The sequence below is a fragment of the Actinoallomurus purpureus genome (genome assembly GCF_024055795.1).
Lineage (GTDB): Bacteria > Actinomycetota > Actinomycetes > Streptosporangiales > Streptosporangiaceae > Actinoallomurus > Actinoallomurus purpureus.
In genome coordinates, this window is record NZ_JAMXMY010000013.1 from 176,127 (window position 1) to 191,917 (window position 15,791).

The following is a 15,791-nucleotide window of genomic DNA, read 5'->3' on the forward strand; positions in this document are numbered from 1 at the left end:
GGCGATTGATCAATGGATGTGGATGCCGGTGCGCGACGGCGCGGCGTGCGATACCGGGCACCGGCATCCACGGGCTCGGTGCGGATTCCTGGGTGGCTGACCCTCAGGGGAGCTGTGGGTAGAGCACTGAGACGCCTGCGGCCAGCGCGGCCTGCGCCTGGCGGGCGGCGTTGTCCGCGAGGATCTCGTAGGCGCCGGCGGCGATGCCGTCGACGGCGATCCGGGCGATGTCGGCGGGCTCGGACTTGGCCGCGTCGACTGCCCGGGTCATGTCGGTGTCCATGTAGCCGACGTGCAGGCCGGCCACTCGGATGCCCTGGTCGGAGAGCTGCACGCGCAGGGCGTTGGTGAGCGACCACTCCGCTGACTTGGCGGCGCAGTAGGCGCCGATCTCCGGGAAGCTGACCCAGGACAGGCCGGACAGGACGTTCAGGATCGCCCCGCCGCCGTTGGCCGCGATCTGGGGCGCGAAGCTCCGGACCACCGAGAGGGTGCCGAAGTAGTGGGTGTCCATCTCCAGTCGGATGTCGTCCAGACCGGCTGCGAGCAGGTCGGCGCCGGTGGCTGACCCCGCGTTGTTGATCAGGACGGTCACATCGCCGGTGGCCTCGGCGGCGGCCGCGACGGAGGCGGGGTCGGTGATGTCGAGCGCGATCGGCTTGGCGCCGGAGAGGTCGACCTGGTCGGGGTTGCGGGCGCCGGCGTAGACGGTGGCGCCGCGGCTGAGCAGTTCAGCGGCGAGGGCCCGGCCGAAGCCCCGGTTGGCTCCGGTGACAAGGGCGGTGCTGGTGGAGAGGTCCATGGAGAGTTCCTGGTGAAGTAGGCAAGGCGTGTTGATCGGATCGACCGCGCCGCCGGTGTTCCCGATCAGCCGCAGGGCGGTGGTCGGGCCGGTGTGGTGACCGTCGGGTGCGGGCCAGGCGGTGGGGCCGGGCCGGAAGGAAGATCAGGCTGCTGGTGGCGTGGCCTGTCCATGAGAACTTGTCGGCCGAGTCGTCGTCAGTGAGGAGACGCGGTCATTAAATTATAACCATAATACTAAGCGGGTGTGCGAGGGCCTGCCGCGCGCATGGCGGGCCCTCGCGCAGTCCGGTGAAGCAGGCTCAGAGCTTGACGATCATCTTTCCGACGTTCTCGCCTCGCATCAACGCGAGGAAGGCGTCCAGGGTGTTGTCGAGGCCGTCCCTCACGGTTTCGCGGTAGTGGAGCTTGCCCTCGGCGAGCCAGCCGCCGACCTCTCGTACGAAGTCCGGCTGGAGGTCCAGCTCTTCGCTGAACATGAACGACAGGATGTCCGAACGCGTCACTGACAGGTTCCACAGGTTGCGCGGCCCCACGACCTTCTCGTCGTTGTACTGGGAGACCATCCCGCTCAGGACGATCCGTGCGTGCAGCCTGAGCGCGCCGATCGCCGCCTCCAGATGCTCGCCCCCGACATTGTCGAAGAAGACGTCGATGCCGTCCGGCGCCGCCTGTGCCAGCTGCTCGGCGACCGGCCCGTTCTTGTAGCTGAACGCCGCGTCGAAACCGTACTCCTCGACCAGCAGCTTGACCTTCTCGTCCGAGCCCGCGCTGCCGATTACCCGTCCGGCGCCCTTCAGCTTGGCGATCTGGCCGGCCTGGCTGCCGACGGCGCCGGCCGCGCCGGAGACGAAGACCGTGTCGCCCTCCTTGATCTTCGCGAACCGCTCAAGCCCGATGTACGCGGTGAGGCCGGTGACGCCGAGCACGCCCAGGTAGGCGGTGAGCGGCGCCAGATTCGGGTCCACCTTCTGGGCGGTCACCGCGTCGATGACCGCGTAGTCGCGCCAGCCGAGGACGTGCAGCACGTGGTCGCCGGGCGCGAAGCCCTCGGCGTTGGACGCCAGGACGCGGCCGACCGCGGGGCCGTCCATCGGCGCGCCCACCTCGTACGGCTCGATGTAGGACTTCTTGTCGCTCATCCGGCCGCGCATGTAGGGGTCGACTGAGAGGTACTCGTTGGCGACCAGGAGCTGCCCCGGGCCGGGCGTGGGGATGTCCACCTCACGCAGCGAGAAGTCGGACGCCACCGGCCAGCCCTCTGGGCGGGCGTCCAGGTGCCATGCGCGTGCGGTGGTGGGCAGGGTCTGCTCGGACATGTGGATCAAGTCCCTTCGGTGGGGGGGGGTGGTGCTCGGATGTGTCGTGGCAAGCCCGCCGTCCGCGCTCTGTCCGGCTCTCGGGCTCATTGAATTACGATCGTAATCTTAAACAGAGGGGACTGGCGGCAGCAAGGGGCCCCGCCCGCAGCGAGTCGGGGAGCTCCTCCATCGTCCGGTCGCCGGGCCGTGGAGAAGATCGGCCGGGACATCACGGAGATCTACGTCACGCACGGCCACGGCGACCACTGGCTCGGTGTTCCCTTCCTGCTCGAACGATTCCCCGACGCAGTGGTCCGTGCGACCGCCGGGACCAGGGCCCAGATGGCCGACCTGGCCACTCTGGAGTCTCGTGCGGCGTTCTGGGACGCGCTGTTCCCGGGGCAGATCCCGACGACCCCCGTGGACGTGCAGGTCGTCGGCAAAGAGGGGCTGAGCCTGGAGGGGAACGCGCTCATCCCGATCGAGGTCGGTCACAGCGACGGCGACGACACGACCGTGCTCTGGTCCCGAGCCTGAAGCCGGCCGTCGCCGGCTACGTCGTCTACAACGGAGTGCACCCGGCGCGGCGGATTCGAACAATCGGATTTCGCCCGCGGTCCACGGGTCGGCGGGCGATTCCTTGCCGACCTCGAATCCGTGCACCTACCCGGCGACGTAGTAGACGCGCCAATCGGCCTCGTGCTCGACGTACTCCTGCACGCCTGTCCGGCCGTGTGGCCGGGCGGCGCCCACCCCGGGAAAGACCTCGTCGCCGTCGGCCACGAACCGGACTCGAGGGGCGAGGGCGTCCACGATCTGTTCGGTCGCCCCGTAGGTGGTGTGCCGTTTTCCCACTCGGTACGGGAGATCAGGTAGTCCGCGTGCCCGAAAGCCGGTGCGGCTTCCGCTACGACGCCTGGTACCGCCATATGTCCTGGCCCTGGGGCCGGCGTATCGGGGGAAGCCGGCCCCAGGGCCGCATGGGGGCGACCTGGGGGCGAGGGATCGATCTGTACCCGTCATCGACCATCATGCCGACCGACCGTGATCGCCGGCACCGGCAGAAATACCTGCTCCCTACCCGAACAACCGAGGCTCGGGGGCGAAGCCGCCGCCCCGCACCCGCGCCATCGAAGTCGTCCACCACCGCAAGGTCACAAACCAGCGCCTGGCCGCCGTCGGCGCGTCTACGGTGTGTCCTCCTTCGATGCCTTCTGTGCGATCATCCAGATCGCGACCTGGGTGCGGGAGTTGACGCCGAGTTTGGTCATGATGTGCTCGACGTGGGCCTTGGCGGTGCGCGGGGCGATGACGAGGGTGGCGGCGATCTGCTTGTTGCTCATCCCTTGGGCGGCCAGTTCAGCGACCTCCCGCTCTCGTGCGGTCAGTGGCGAGGACGCCGTCACGGCCGCCAGGATGTCCGGTCCGCCCTCTGTCCGGGCGCCGACTGCCTCGGCGATGGCCTGCTCCACCGTCAACCGGCAGCCTTGCCGCAGTGCACGGGTAAAGGCCTGTCCTCCCAGGCTGTTCTTCAAAGCGTCGACGCATTGATGCTGACGGCGCGGGAGCAGTACAAAGGGAGTGATCCCGGCGGAGCGGCCGACAGCCTCGGCGGCACCCAGCATCCGGGCCGCGTCTTCGCGGTGGCCCTGGCCGGCGAGGGCGAGGGCCAGGATCTCGATCGCCGACGTCATGTTCTGCCGGTCGTTGAGAGCATGGCCGACCAGCAAGCTCTCCCGCGCCGCATGGATGGCGCGTTCGTTGTCGCCGTGATTCCACATGTGGAAGGCGAAGGATATGAGCGCCCAGGCGCGGCACCAGCTGTCTCCGGCGCGATGGGTCAGCGTGAGGGCGCGCTCGAACGGCTCCTTGGCCCGCGTCTCCTGGCCCAGGCAGCCGAGGACCGCTGCGAACACAGGCAGGGTGAGCACGACGCCGAATTCGTCGCCCACGGCGGTGTACTGTGCCACGGCCTTTTCCAGCAGAGTCGCCGCTTGTGCGTGGTCGTTCTGCCAGTGGGCACCGAACCCGCAGACCATGTGTATCTGGGCCATATAGGGCGGGTCGTCCAGCTGGTCGGCCAGTGCCCGGGCTTCGGCGATCAGCGGCCGGCCCGCCGCGAAGTCGCCGAGGAGGTACGCGAGCAAGGCGTCGGCGCATAGTGCTCGTCCGCGGGTCGTGGTGGGCGCGGGGTTCGCGTGCAGCATTCGGCCCAGCCAGTGGCGGCCCTCGTTGTAGAACGCGTTGGCCAGCCAGTGCGGCCGGTGCAGGTCGGTGGCCATGCGCAGCCCGATCTCGGCCTGGCCGGGTTCGGTCAAGCAGAAGTCCATGGCGGCGCGCAGGTGGGCGTGTGCCAGCCGGAGCCGGGTGAACCAGGCCGCCTGCTCGGGCCCGTACCATTTCGCGGCCGCCTGCTCCGCCAGATGGGCATTCCAGTCGCGGTGCCGGTACAGAAGTGACCGCCGTTCGGGTTCGGTCAGGTGCATCTGGCCGAACTCGCGGATGGTCTCCAGCATGCGGTAGCGGGCCTGGCCGGCGTGTTCCTCACGCAGCAGCAGCGATTTGTCCAGCAGGGCGTCGATCAGGTCGACCACGTCTTCCTGCTCGATGCCGTCGCCGGCGCAGACGGCTTCCACGGCCTCCAGATCGACGTGTCCTGGGAAGATCGACATACGGCTCCACAGCGCCTGCTCGGCGGGTGAAAGCAGCTGGACGCTCCAGTCGATCAGGGCGTGCAACGTCCGATGTCGTGGCACGGCAGCTCCGTGTCCGCCGGTAAGCAGGCGGTAGCGCTGGCTGAGGTGCTCGGCGAGCCGGCCTACCGACAGGGTCCGTAGCTGCACCGCGGCCAGCTCGATCGCCAGCGGGATCCCGTCCAGGTGACGGCACAACCGGGCGACGTCGCGCTGATTGTCCTCATCCACACAGAAACCGGGCGTCACGGTGGTGGCGCGATCCACCAGCAGGGTGACCGCGTCGAAGAGCTGCAGTGCCCTGGGGGTCAGCGCTTGATCGGGTTCGGGGACGGACAGCGGCGCGACACTCAACTGTTGTTCTCCGGCGATCCCGAGCGACTGTCGGCTGGTGGCCAGGATGCGCAGCGTGGGCACGGCGCGCAGGAGATGCCCGGCGAGCCCCGCACAGGCGTCCAGCAGGTGCTCGCAATTGTCCAGCACCAATAGCGTCCGCTTTGAAGCCAGGAAATCAGTCAGCGCCTGCAGCGGGGCGGCCTCGGAGTGGTCGTCGCGCAGGCCGATGGTCGCGGCCACGGTCTGCAGGACGAGCGCGGGGTCGGTGAGACTGGCCAGGTCCACCAGCCAGACCGCGTCATAGGCGCGGTACTGCTGGGCTGCCGCCCGCCGGGCCAGCCGGGTCTTACCGACACCACCCACCCCGGTCAAGGTCACCAATCGGGAGACGGACTGCAGCCGCCTGATCTCGGCCAGTTCCTGCCTGCGGCCCACGAAACTGGTTTGATCAGCCGGAAGATTGCCGGCCTGCCGCGCGAATGTGGGACCAGCCACGAGGTAACGCTAGGACAGGCAAAGTCGCTGGTCAACGGATGCGCCCCTGGACGTGACGCGAAGGCCCTGGCCAGCCTGCTGCTGAACACTGTCAACGGCATGCGGGCTCACGGCCCGTGTCGAGTCGGGGCCCGGCCGCCTCCTCAGGGTCCGCGACCAACCACTTCGGCGCCACGCTCAGCTGCGGGCCGGCCCTTCACGCCCGCCACGCCGGCGGGGATGTTCGGGCTGTGCTCGTGGTCCTCGGGGCTCACGTACGTGTCGATGGCGGTCAGATCCTTGCGGACCGGGAGCCTCCTGGGGGATGTCCCGATGCTCGGCGGTCTTCCGGTCCCGGAAGTGGAAGACGGCGAGCCCGGGGGGTGCCGGGGGTCGGGGCACCGCTGGAGTGCAGGAGTACCAGGGCGCCCTGGGAGATGACTCGCTTGGTTCGTAGATGATGGGGCTCTGGCCCGGTTGGGCCGACCGCCGGGTGGCTGCCGTCGGATTGTCGGGCTTCTGGGGCAGAGCCGTTCCCGGGGGCCAGGTCCTACGCCTTCGGGTGTCAGGCCACCGGTGTGGCCGGGGGGAGCACGCGGTTGGCATCGCCTCCCTGGACGGCGTCTCGGACGCCGGCGGTCGCCTCGTGGGGCACGCCGAGGGGGATTGCGCTGACGTCGGACAGGCGAGCGAACTGTTTCGAGGTGAGTTGGACGTCCAGGGCGCCCACGTAGTCGTCGAGCTGGGTGAGGTTGCGCGGGCCGATGATCGGGATGAACGAGGTAGACGCCTGGACGGCACGCTCACGGAGCCAGGCCACCGACACCTGGGCGGGCGTCGCGCCGGTCTCCTCGGCGATGGCCAGGACGGTGTCGACGACGGCGGTCTTCTGCTCGGTGCTCTCGGTGTGGATGACCGCCTTGAGATCGGTCAGCCGCCCCTCGGTGCTGCGGCGGTACTTGCCGGTGAGTAGTCCGCCGCCGAGCGGGGACCACAGGGCGGCGCCGAGTCCCAGGCTCTCGGCCATCGGCAGCAGCTCGCGGTCGGCGGTCCTCTCGACGAGGCTGTACTCGATCTGGATGCCCGTGACCGGTGCCCAGTTCTTCAGGTCCGCGAGGGTGGCGGCGCGGGACACACGCCATGCGGGGAAGTTGGACAGGGCGGCGTGAAGGATCTTGCCGGACCTGACCAGGTCGTCCAGTCCGCGCAGGATCTCCTCCATGGGCGTGAGGTCGTCGGGGAAGTGGACCCAGTACAGGTCGATGTAGTCGGTGCCGAGGCGCTTCAGGCTCGCCTCCAGCGAAGCGACCATGTTCTTGCGGCTGTTACCCGTCCTGGAGATGTCGGGTTGTGGGGTGGCCCCGTTGGTGAACTTGGTGGCCAGGACGAAGTGGTCCCGGTCGGCGGCGACGAACTTCCCCACCAGCTCTTCCGACTCGCCGAACTGGTAGCCGTCCGCGGTATCGAGAAACGTTCCGCCGGCCTCGGCGAACCTGTCGAACATCCGGCGCGACTCGTCCGGCTCGGCACCGGCACCCCAGCCGGTGCCGAAGTTCCCCGTGCCGAGTGCGTACTCGGAAACGCGCAGTCCTGTCCGTCGTCCGAAGGTCGTGTAATGCATCAGGTCTCCTTGGTGCTGATTTCGCATTGATGGTCGGGACGGGTGAGGCGCCGGGCAGGGCGGGGGCGATCAGGGGCGCCGAGCGCGCCCTGGGCGGATGCGGCACCGACGAACCACCCATCCGCGTGCGGCGCGATGCCGGGCGTGGCTAAGTAAGACGATTGGTCTACTTAGGGTTTCACTGTAGCTGGCTCACTGGCCTATGTAAAACGATCGGTATCCTTAAGGCTGTGACCGAACCTCACCTCGTACGTCGGCGTCGTGGGCGTGGCGCCCGGGAGCGGATCCTCAAAGCGGCGACCGAGCTGTTCACGGTGCAGGGGATCAACGCGACCGGGATGGAGCAGCTGTCGACCGTCGCGGAAGTGTCGAAACGCACTCTCTACACGCACTTCCCCAGCAAGGACGGGCTCGTCGAGGCGTACCTGCAGTCCCTGAAAGACGATCTCCTACCCGTTCTCCCGTCGCCCGCCCAACCGACACCGAGCCCGCGTGAGCAGCTCCTCGCCGTCTTCGACTGGAAGCTGCCGGAAACCACCGCTCCGTTCCGGGGATGCCCGTTCCTGAACGTCAGCGTCGAGGTACCCGACCCCGGGCATTCCGCCCACCAGTTGGCTGCGGCGTACAAGAGGGAGTTCGCCCGCCGCCTCACGGACATCGCACGGCAGGCCGGGGTCGCCGACCCGGAAAACCTCGGTGAGCAACTGGCGCTGCTCTTTGACGGCGCGGCCGCACGCGGCACTGCACTCAACAGCAGCGACACCGGCGTGTGCGCGCGATCCATCGCAGAGTCGTTGGTCGATGCCGCCCTCACCGACGTCGGCCCGGCATCTCCGTGATTAGGTCGGCAACCTCCCGCGCGAAGTCGTCACCATCCCTGATGAACGGCAAGGCGGGCCGACCGCCTCGAAGCCGCTGACCGGGAAGGCGCGTGGCCTCGAAACGCCGGATGGCGTGGCGGCCGGCAGCCCACGCAACTCGGGGCAGGCGCGGGACTCCATAAGATCCCAGTGAGGTTCGGCGGCGAGAGGATGTGGGCATGCGATCGGCACAGGGTGCCGATCGCATTCCTATGAAGTGCCTAAGCGGCGTGCTGCATGGCGCCGTCGGTGGTCGACATCGCTGCTGCCAGGGGAGGACCTCAAGTAACTCGAACGCCGACCCAGCGGATTAAGAGTCCGCTGCTTTCATGTCGAATCGGTATTCTCTCTGTCAGGTTGTGCCGGTTCGTCGGCGATCCCGCCGGTTCGGCTAGCGGATTGTGTCGCCGTGTGACGGCGCGTGCCGTGGCATACGAGCACCCACGGAGCACTCATCATCCCCAGTGCGTTGATCATCAAGGGGCAGATCGTCGCGTTGGCTCGTGTGTCCGAAATCCCGTAGGGCTTAGGCAGTGCCGATGTCATTTGCCGCCCATGCTGAGCGTCACCAGGCTGGTGTCGGCTGCCAGCCGGTCGATCTGCGGAGGCTCGCCGCGCTCCCCGATGTTCAGCAGGTTCTCGGTCCGCGCGCCGCTGCACGCCCAGAAACCACCTCTGCCTTGGCGAACCTGTACGCCTGCGAGCCCGTCGGGAAGTAGGACTGCTGCGAGCGGTGGAAGCCCTCCGCACCACCGTCGATGTACGCGCGGTCCGCCACCAACGCGAGACAAGGGCTCCACGCCGCGTACGAATCCGGCGCCACAGCGCTGCCATACCCCGCCTTCCCGACGCAAAATGGTCCCATGCGCCCGCCGAATCGGCGCTCGTGACAGGGCGGCGGTTCCCGGAGGAACCTTCCTCCGCATCGATGACGTCTTACCTGGCATGTTCGCGACATTGACCGGGCTCGGCCTATCCGCATCGGCCGGTCTGAACGCCTATATCCCGATCCTGGTGGTCGGCCTGCTCGCCCGCTTCACCGACGTGATCGCGCTGCCGCACCAGTTCGCGTGGATGTGCAACGGATGGGCGCTCACGGCCGTGGCAGTCCTGCTCGCCGCGGAAGTCGTTCTCGACAAGGTCGCCGTCGTCGACCATGTCAACGACGCGATACAGACATTCGTACGGCCTGCGGCCGGCGGTGCCGTCTTCGCCGCCTCGGACGCCGCCGCGCGGATCGACCACTCCGGGTGGATGACCGATCATCCCTGGGTGGGCTGGGCGCTGGGCATCGTCGTCGCGCTGTGCGTGCATGTCACCAAGGCCGGCGTGCGTCCCGTCATCAACGTCGGCACGGTCGGCGTCGGAACGCCCTTCGTGAGCGCGGCGGAAGACGCGATGTCACTGGTGATGAGTCTCGTCGCGCTCCTGATGCCAGCGCTCGTCATCCTGTTCCTGATCGTGCTCGTCCTGATCGGATGGCGGTTGACACGAATGATTCGCAAGCGGCGTAAGCCGGAGAACGTCCGCTGATCCATGCTCCGTGGACAACGGATCGGCCGTGCGGCACATTCGGTCGGACGCCATCCGGCCGCACGGCGTCCAAGAACTCCTAAGAGAGCGATACTGTTTCGCGGTCATCGAGCACACAGGGTCGCTCAGCAGGCCAGGAACCTGATGACCGGCCTGGGGGAGCGGGCCGGGTCATTCAAATTGCCGCGCCGGGCGAGCTCTTCTCTCAGGTGCGGTTACTCCGATTCCGTGTGGGGACGCCAGGTTCCGTCGAGCGAGATGCCGGCGGCGGCCGCGATCCGGTTGCGCGATTCCAGCAACCTGGTCTGCAATGCCGACAGGTCCATGCCCACCAGCTGCCCGTCGCGCTTGACCACGCGGCCGGCCACCAGAACCGTGTCGACCAGGCCGGGATGGCCGGCGGCGACGATGGTGCCGGCGGGGTCGGTGACCGGGAATGCGGTGGGGTCGTTGGCGCGCAGCAGGATGATGTCGGCGTCCTTGCCGGGTGTGAGGCTGCCCGTTCGGGCGGCGAGTCCGCACGCCTGGGCGCCGTCGACGGTGGCGAACTTCAGCAGGTCGCGGGAGTTCAGGCCGCCGTCGAGGCCGCGCTGCACGGCGTAGGCGGTGCGCATGGTGGCGAACATGTCGCCGCCGGCCGAAGGGCAGTCGTCGATGGACAACGTCGGGCGTAGGCCGGTCGCCAGCATGCGTCTGGTCATCGGCCAGCCGAAGCCCATCTTCAGCTCGACGTCCGGGCTGATCGACACCGAACTGCCGGCGTCGGCGAGCATCCGCAGCTCGTCGTCGCTGATCCCGTTGGCGTGCACGAAGGTCGTGGTGTCGAAAAGCAGACCGTGCTCGCGGAGCTCGGCGATCGGGCGGCCGCCCGTCAGGCCGTCGACGTGCACACTGGTCCGGAGTCCGAGATCGGCTGCCAGCTTCAGGTCTGTGGCGACCATGTCCATTGTGGCCTCACCCGGACCGCGCAGTCCCAAGGCCATGGTGACCAGGCCGTCCTCCGGAACGTCGGACCGGACGCGGCGGACCTCGGCGTCGATCTGGTCATCGGTGCGGTACCCCGCGCCGTAGCAGAAGATCGACCGTCCTGGCACGGCTCGCAGGCCGGCGAGGGCGGCGTCCGCGTGTTCGGGGCTCTGCGCGGCGTGGAACCAGTCCAGCATCGTCGTGACGCCGGAGTGCAGCGCCTCCAGCCGGCCCAGCAGGTTGCCCAGATAGACGTCCTCAGGCCGGTAATGGGGCTTCAACGTGCCGTGCACCGCCACCACGTAGTCGGCGAACGTCCAATCCGCGCCGACGCCGCGGAACGCGGTCTGCCAGGTGTGCCGGTGGGTGTCGACGAAGCCGGGCAGCACGATCCGGTCGGTCGCGTCGATCACCGCCGCGTCCGGCGCGTCGATCCGCTCGGCCACCTCGACGATCACGCCGTCTTCGATCAGCACGTCGCCGCGGTCGAAATCGCTGACAGCCGCGTTCATGCGGACCCGGCAATCAGGGTCCTCATTGGGCAAACGCCTCCACGAACGCCTTCGCATTGTCCAACATCAAGTTGTGGCGGGAGCCCCGTGCCGCCGAGCGGTCAGCAGCTCGCCGTTGTGGCGACCACCGCGTCGGCCCCGCCGGTCGACGGCGGCCTGCGCGAACTGCTCCGCGTCCTCGGCCCAGAACGTCGCCGTCTGGTAGATGGGCCGGGCCACTGCGCGACTGGGATGGACGTCGCGGTCGGCATGAACGGCAACTGTGCTGCTACCCGACATGGTTCCCCTCTCCATGGACCACCTGACGTGACGTCACAAGCGTGGCCGACCGGCATGCCGCCTCGGTCGGCCCCGTGCGTCGGAGGTCAGCGCACGCCGAGGTGCCGTGCCTGCTGGGTGGCGGTTCGGATGCCGTCGGTGAAGGGTGCGCCGTGGCCGGGCAGCAGCAGGTCTGCCGTCAGTTCGTCGAGGCGGTCGAGGGCGGTGATCGCGGCTCGGCTGTCGTGGGTGAAGCAGCGGCTCACGATCGTGGGTCCGATGTGGCCTGACAGTCCGTCCTGGGTGACCAGGGCGTCGCCGGTGAAGAGCAGCCCGCGGTCGGCGAAGAGGTACGCGGCGCTGCCGGGTGTGTGGCCGGGCAGCACGACGGCCTGCGGGGCACCGGGGACATCTTCCAGCACCTGGTCGGCGTCGAAGACCCGCGCATTCTTGACGGCGGGAGCGGTGAAGGCCCCCGCGCGGGCCAGTTGGAGGAGGAGGGCGAACGAGGAGGGCCTGCGCAGCAGGTAGGGGAGCATCGAACGCTCGGGCTTGGCGTGGCGGGTCGCGCTCCGTGGGCCGTCGTGCAGGATGGCGGCGTCCCGCTCGTGGATCCAGATGACGGCGCCGGCCTCCTGGAGTGTGCGGGCCAGACCGGTGTGGTCGGGGTGTCCATGGGTCAGAAGCACGGCACGGACGTCGGCCACGGAGCTGCCGAGGCCGGCCAGCAGCCCGCGCAACTGATCCAGATGGGCGGGCACCCCCGCGTCGATCAGGATGAGACCGTCGGGGCCCTCGATCAGGTAGAAGTTGACGCCGTGATCGCCGAGGCGGTGGACGCCGGGTGCCACCTGCGTGGGTGCGGGACGGGACATGCGAACCTCCTGCAACCGAGCAGAATTCGATACAGTCGACTGTAGCAAATTTGGAGGGTGTGCCGATGGCAGGTGAGACGTCACGCCGGCCCTACAACTCCGAGCGCCGGCGCGAGGCCGCGCGCCGCAACCGCGCCGCGGTGCTGGCGGCATGCCGTGAGCTGCTCTTCCGGGACGGCTACCACGCCACGACCGTGCGTGCCGTGGCCGAGCGGGCGGGTGTCTCCGCCGAAACGGTGTACAAGACGTTCGGTGGCAAACCGGGCATGGTCAAGGCCCTGTGGGACATCACGCTGGCCGGAGACGACGAACCGGTGCCCATGGCGGATCGCCCCCAGACGCGGGAGATCCTGCGGACGAGGGAGCCGGGCGCCAAGCTCCGGCTCTACGCCGCATACGTGCGCGGAATCCATGAACGGATCGCCGCGCTGTTCACACTGCTGGCCCAGGCCGGGCCGGACGTCGGGGAGGTCCTGGAGATCGGTGAGCGGGAGCGGCTCACCGCCGTCACCGCGTTCGTCACACACCTCGACGAGGCCGGTGCGCTGGGTCCGGAAGCGGATCCGGCCCACCTGGCGGACGCCCTCTGGGCCCTGGCCGGCCCACAGTTGTACACCCAGCTCACAGCAGGACGGGGCTGGTCAACCGACACGTACGAGGAATGGCTGGCCGCCACGCTCACCGCCACGCTCTTGCCCCCTTCGCCCCGGAAGCGGTAGGCGCTCGTGGTCGAGTCGGCCTGGGGCGCGGTGCCGGGATTGCTCCCGGTCCGTTTCCCCAGGCCGCTCGCCGAACCCGCCGTGCCGATCTCTCGGCAACGGGCTCTCCACGGTTTCTCACGTCGTCCCAGCTCAGAACCTATGGATTAAAAGTCCACGGAATTGCGAGAACTCACGAAATGAACCGATTTCTTCCTGTAATTGATTGATTACAGGAGATTTATTATCGTGATGAGTCATGCGGTAGATGGGATGGGGTTCCGCATGACACATTCCTGTGGGATCGGCGGACGGCAGGAGCGGTGATGTCCTCCTCTTTAGGACGGGCGGCGTGAGAGGCATGCCCCGGCATGTGGCGTTTGTGATGGACGGGAACGGCCGGTGGGCCGCGCAGCGGTTGCTGCCCCGGACCGCGGGGCACATGGCGGCGGAGGCCGCCGTGATCGACGTGATCGAGGCGGCGCACACGGCCGGTGTCGAGTGGTTGAGCCTGTACGCCTTCTCCACGGAGAACTGGCGGCGCCCCGCGGTCGAGGTCGACGTCCTTATGCGGCTGGTACGGCGCGCCATCCGAAAACACGCCCTGGCGCTGCACATGCGCGGAATCCGATGCCGCTTCCTCGGGGTCACCGACCCCCGGATCCCGCCATGGCTGGCCCGCGACATCGCTGACCTGATGGTGCTCACCCGAGACAACCGGCGAATGACCTTGACGGTGGCGTTCGACCACGGCGGACGCCGCGACATCGTCGAGGCCGCCCGGTCGCTGATCCGCGACGGGGTACCGCCCGAGGAGGTCACCGAGGAGAGCTTCGCCCGTCATCTACCCCACCCCGACATGCCGGAGGTTGATCTGGTGATCCGTACCTCAGGGGAACAGCGGATCTCCAACTTCATGCTCTGGCAGGTCGCCTACGCCGAATGGATGTTCCCTCCGGTGCTATGGCCGGACTTCCGCGCCGCGCACTTTCGGGAATGCCTGGACACCTACCAGCGGCGGGACCGCCGATTCGGCGGCGTCCAGGTACCGACCGTGACAGGAAAGGGACTTTGATGAGCGACGCCGCATCCGCCGAGACCGATGACGGCACCACGCCCACCGGCCCCGCCGACCCGCTCGGCCCGGGCTCGATGCTCTACGAGCTGAGCCATCAGGCGCGCTGGGGGCTGGTGGCGACCCGAGCCATCGTCCTGGAGGCCGCGCACCCGCAGATCGGCGCCGCGCTGATCACTAACTCGACCTTCGTGGCCCACCCCTGGCGGCGGCTGCACAACACCGTGATCAGCACCCAGCGAATGGTCGACCCCGACGAACAGGTACGACACCGGGAGGCGGCCCGGCTCAACCGCCTGCACGCGCGCATCACCGGGGTCGACGCCGAAGGCCGCCCGTTCAACGCGGCAGATCCCGAGGCACGTACCTGGGTGGTGGCGACGCTGTTCGAGTCCACCGTCATGATGCGCCGGCTGAGTGGCCAGTCCCTCGACGGCCCCGCCCTGGACCGGCTGTACGCCGAGTTCCGGGCGTTCCTCGCCCTGATGGAACCGGACGGGGGAAAGCTCCCACCCACGCTGCGGGAGTTCTGGCACTACTACGACTTCATGGTCAATGAGCGGCTGGAGAACACCGAAGCGGTCCACGTCATCCTCGACCGCCTGTTCACGCAGGTACCCGCTCCCCCTCTCCTACGCGACCGGCCGGCCGTGTGGGCGGCGGGCAGGGCCCTCGTCAGCCCCGTGGCCACCGCGATCACCGTGGCGTCGCTACCCGAGACGCTCCGCATACGGCTGGGGCTGTCCGAGCTACCGGGCACACACACGTTGATGCACACCGCCTATGTGTCCACGAGGCTCGCGACGCAGCTGCTGCCGGAGGCGTGGACACGACTGGACACGGTCATGGCCATGCTCGACCCGGCGTACGCTCCTCAAACGGGCGGCGACGCGCTCTCGGGGCTGCGCTCCGGTGCCGCGAAGGCCGGGGCGCTACTCCGCCTCCTCACCCCCGTCCCGGGCACGGCCGCCGTCGGCGACTCGACAGTGCGGTCTGCAGCACGGTTCTTCTCCGAGGTCCTAGACCAGACCGGTAACGGCTACCTCGACTGGCCCGACGTCGCCGCGATGGCCCGGGAGATCGCCACCCGCCTCGACCTGGACGCCGCAGAGGAGGACCGCTTGTTCACCGCATTCGCCGACTGGTGGAAAGACCTGCAGAGAGAGCTGGACTCCGACAGCGACGGACGCATCACCGGCCACGAGTACGCCGCGGCAGCCGCCGCCATGACCAGCCCCGCCCTCATCAAGGTCGCTGAGGTCCTTTTCGATGTGACCGACACCGACAACGACGAGACCATCGACACCCAGGAGTACCGCGATCTCTTCCGAACCGCTTTCAATCACAACCCCGGCAACGGCGGCGATGCCGACAACAGTGACGAGCAATTGAAGCGTAGCGAGTTCGTCCGCCGGTTCCTGAACTTCATGACCGGCCGTCAACACTCCGGCGCCTACGACCGGTTGTTCGCCCAATCATGACATCGCGCGATGTCCGGAGCTGCGGCAGGGCCACCGGCCGGGAGCACTGCTCCTGGCTGATCCCGACCGACGAAAAGTATTGACCCCGACCTACAGAATGGGTAGTCCCGGGCGGCCGTGGAGCGGTCTGCTCCCGATTCCGGCCGATCATTAGCGCTCGAAACCAAAATGCAGGCCAGGCACATGGCCTGACCTGCATCGATGTGGTGGGCGATGCTGGGATTGAACCAGTGACCTCTACCGTGTCAAGGTTCGTTCCGATCAATTGCTGACCTGCGGCTTTTCGAGGTGTCGCAGGTCAGCGCCC

At 68.2% G+C, this 15,791-nt stretch carries 14 protein-coding genes; 6 read left to right on the plus strand and 8 right to left on the minus strand.

Annotated features, from left to right (window positions below; genetic code table 11):
- Positions 1-103: 103 nt before the first annotated feature.
- Both NE236_RS24340 and NE236_RS24345 read right to left on the minus strand, forming a co-directional pair.
- Complete coding sequence (locus NE236_RS24340) at positions 104-802, minus strand: SDR family oxidoreductase (RefSeq protein ID WP_252844426.1); 699 nt, start codon at positions 800-802, stop codon at positions 104-106.
- Positions 803-1,103: 301 nt separating this feature from the next.
- Positions 1,104-2,120 (minus strand): NADP-dependent oxidoreductase, encoded by a 1,017-nt coding sequence (locus NE236_RS24345; protein WP_252844427.1) that lies wholly within the window; start codon positions 2,118-2,120, stop codon positions 1,104-1,106.
- Between the two features lie 189 nt (positions 2,121-2,309).
- On the opposite strand from NE236_RS24345, the gene NE236_RS24350 reads away from it, so the two are divergent.
- Complete coding sequence (locus NE236_RS24350; RefSeq protein WP_252844428.1) at positions 2,310-2,639, plus strand: MBL fold metallo-hydrolase; 330 nt, start codon at positions 2,310-2,312, stop codon at positions 2,637-2,639.
- A gap of 126 nt (positions 2,640-2,765) precedes the next feature.
- Here the strand turns inward: NE236_RS24350 and NE236_RS24355 are convergent, their stop codons facing one another.
- The 3 genes from NE236_RS24355 to NE236_RS24365 form a co-directional block, all read right to left on the minus strand.
- Positions 2,766-2,957 carry a hypothetical protein gene (locus tag NE236_RS24355; RefSeq protein WP_252844429.1) on the minus strand — a complete coding sequence of 64 codons (192 nt, stop codon included), beginning with the start codon at positions 2,955-2,957 and terminating at the stop codon, positions 2,766-2,768.
- Positions 2,958-3,289: 332 nt separating this feature from the next.
- Positions 3,290-5,626, minus strand: a complete 2,337-nt coding sequence (locus NE236_RS24360) for an ATP-binding protein (RefSeq protein ID WP_252844430.1) — start codon at positions 5,624-5,626, stop codon at positions 3,290-3,292.
- Positions 5,627-6,170: 544 nt separating this feature from the next.
- Positions 6,171-7,226, minus strand: coding sequence for an aldo/keto reductase (locus NE236_RS24365; RefSeq protein ID WP_252844431.1), 1,056 nt, complete (start codon positions 7,224-7,226; stop codon positions 6,171-6,173).
- Between the two features lie 230 nt (positions 7,227-7,456).
- Between NE236_RS24365 and NE236_RS24370 the strand changes: the two genes are divergently transcribed.
- A complete protein-coding gene (locus NE236_RS24370; RefSeq protein ID WP_252844432.1) occupies positions 7,457-8,065 on the plus strand; it encodes a TetR/AcrR family transcriptional regulator in 609 nt (202 codons plus the stop codon).
- A 966-nt stretch (positions 8,066-9,031) separates the two neighbouring features.
- Positions 9,032-9,619 (plus strand): DUF4126 domain-containing protein, encoded by a 588-nt coding sequence (locus NE236_RS24375; RefSeq protein WP_252844433.1) that lies wholly within the window; start codon positions 9,032-9,034, stop codon positions 9,617-9,619.
- A gap of 215 nt (positions 9,620-9,834) precedes the next feature.
- Here NE236_RS24375 and NE236_RS24380 read toward each other — a convergent pair whose 3' ends face one another.
- The 3 genes from NE236_RS24380 to NE236_RS24390 form a co-directional block, all read right to left on the minus strand.
- Positions 9,835-11,097, minus strand: a complete 1,263-nt coding sequence (locus NE236_RS24380; protein ID WP_252844434.1) for an amidohydrolase family protein — start codon at positions 11,095-11,097, stop codon at positions 9,835-9,837.
- 66 nt (positions 11,098-11,163) lie between these two features.
- Positions 11,164-11,316: a hypothetical protein gene (locus tag NE236_RS24385; RefSeq protein WP_252844435.1), complete on the minus strand. Its 153-nt coding sequence runs from the start codon at positions 11,314-11,316 to the stop codon at positions 11,164-11,166.
- A gap of 146 nt (positions 11,317-11,462) precedes the next feature.
- Positions 11,463-12,230 (minus strand): MBL fold metallo-hydrolase, encoded by a 768-nt coding sequence (locus tag NE236_RS24390; RefSeq protein WP_252844436.1) that lies wholly within the window; start codon positions 12,228-12,230, stop codon positions 11,463-11,465.
- Between the two features lie 65 nt (positions 12,231-12,295).
- Between NE236_RS24390 and NE236_RS24395 the strand changes: the two genes are divergently transcribed.
- The 3 genes from NE236_RS24395 to NE236_RS24405 all read left to right on the plus strand — a co-directional run bounded on the left by NE236_RS24395 (position 12,296) and on the right by NE236_RS24405 (position 15,484).
- Positions 12,296-12,949: a TetR/AcrR family transcriptional regulator gene (locus NE236_RS24395; protein ID WP_252844437.1), complete on the plus strand. Its 654-nt coding sequence runs from the start codon at positions 12,296-12,298 to the stop codon at positions 12,947-12,949.
- 352 nt (positions 12,950-13,301) lie between these two features.
- Positions 13,302-14,003 (plus strand): polyprenyl diphosphate synthase, encoded by a 702-nt coding sequence (uppS, locus tag NE236_RS24400; protein ID WP_252844438.1) that lies wholly within the window; start codon positions 13,302-13,304, stop codon positions 14,001-14,003.
- Positions 14,003-15,484, plus strand: a complete 1,482-nt coding sequence (locus tag NE236_RS24405) for an oxygenase MpaB family protein (RefSeq protein WP_252844439.1) — start codon at positions 14,003-14,005, stop codon at positions 15,482-15,484. The genes uppS and NE236_RS24405 overlap by 1 nt, the downstream gene beginning before the upstream one ends.
- The last annotated feature ends 307 nt before the right edge of the window (positions 15,485-15,791 follow it).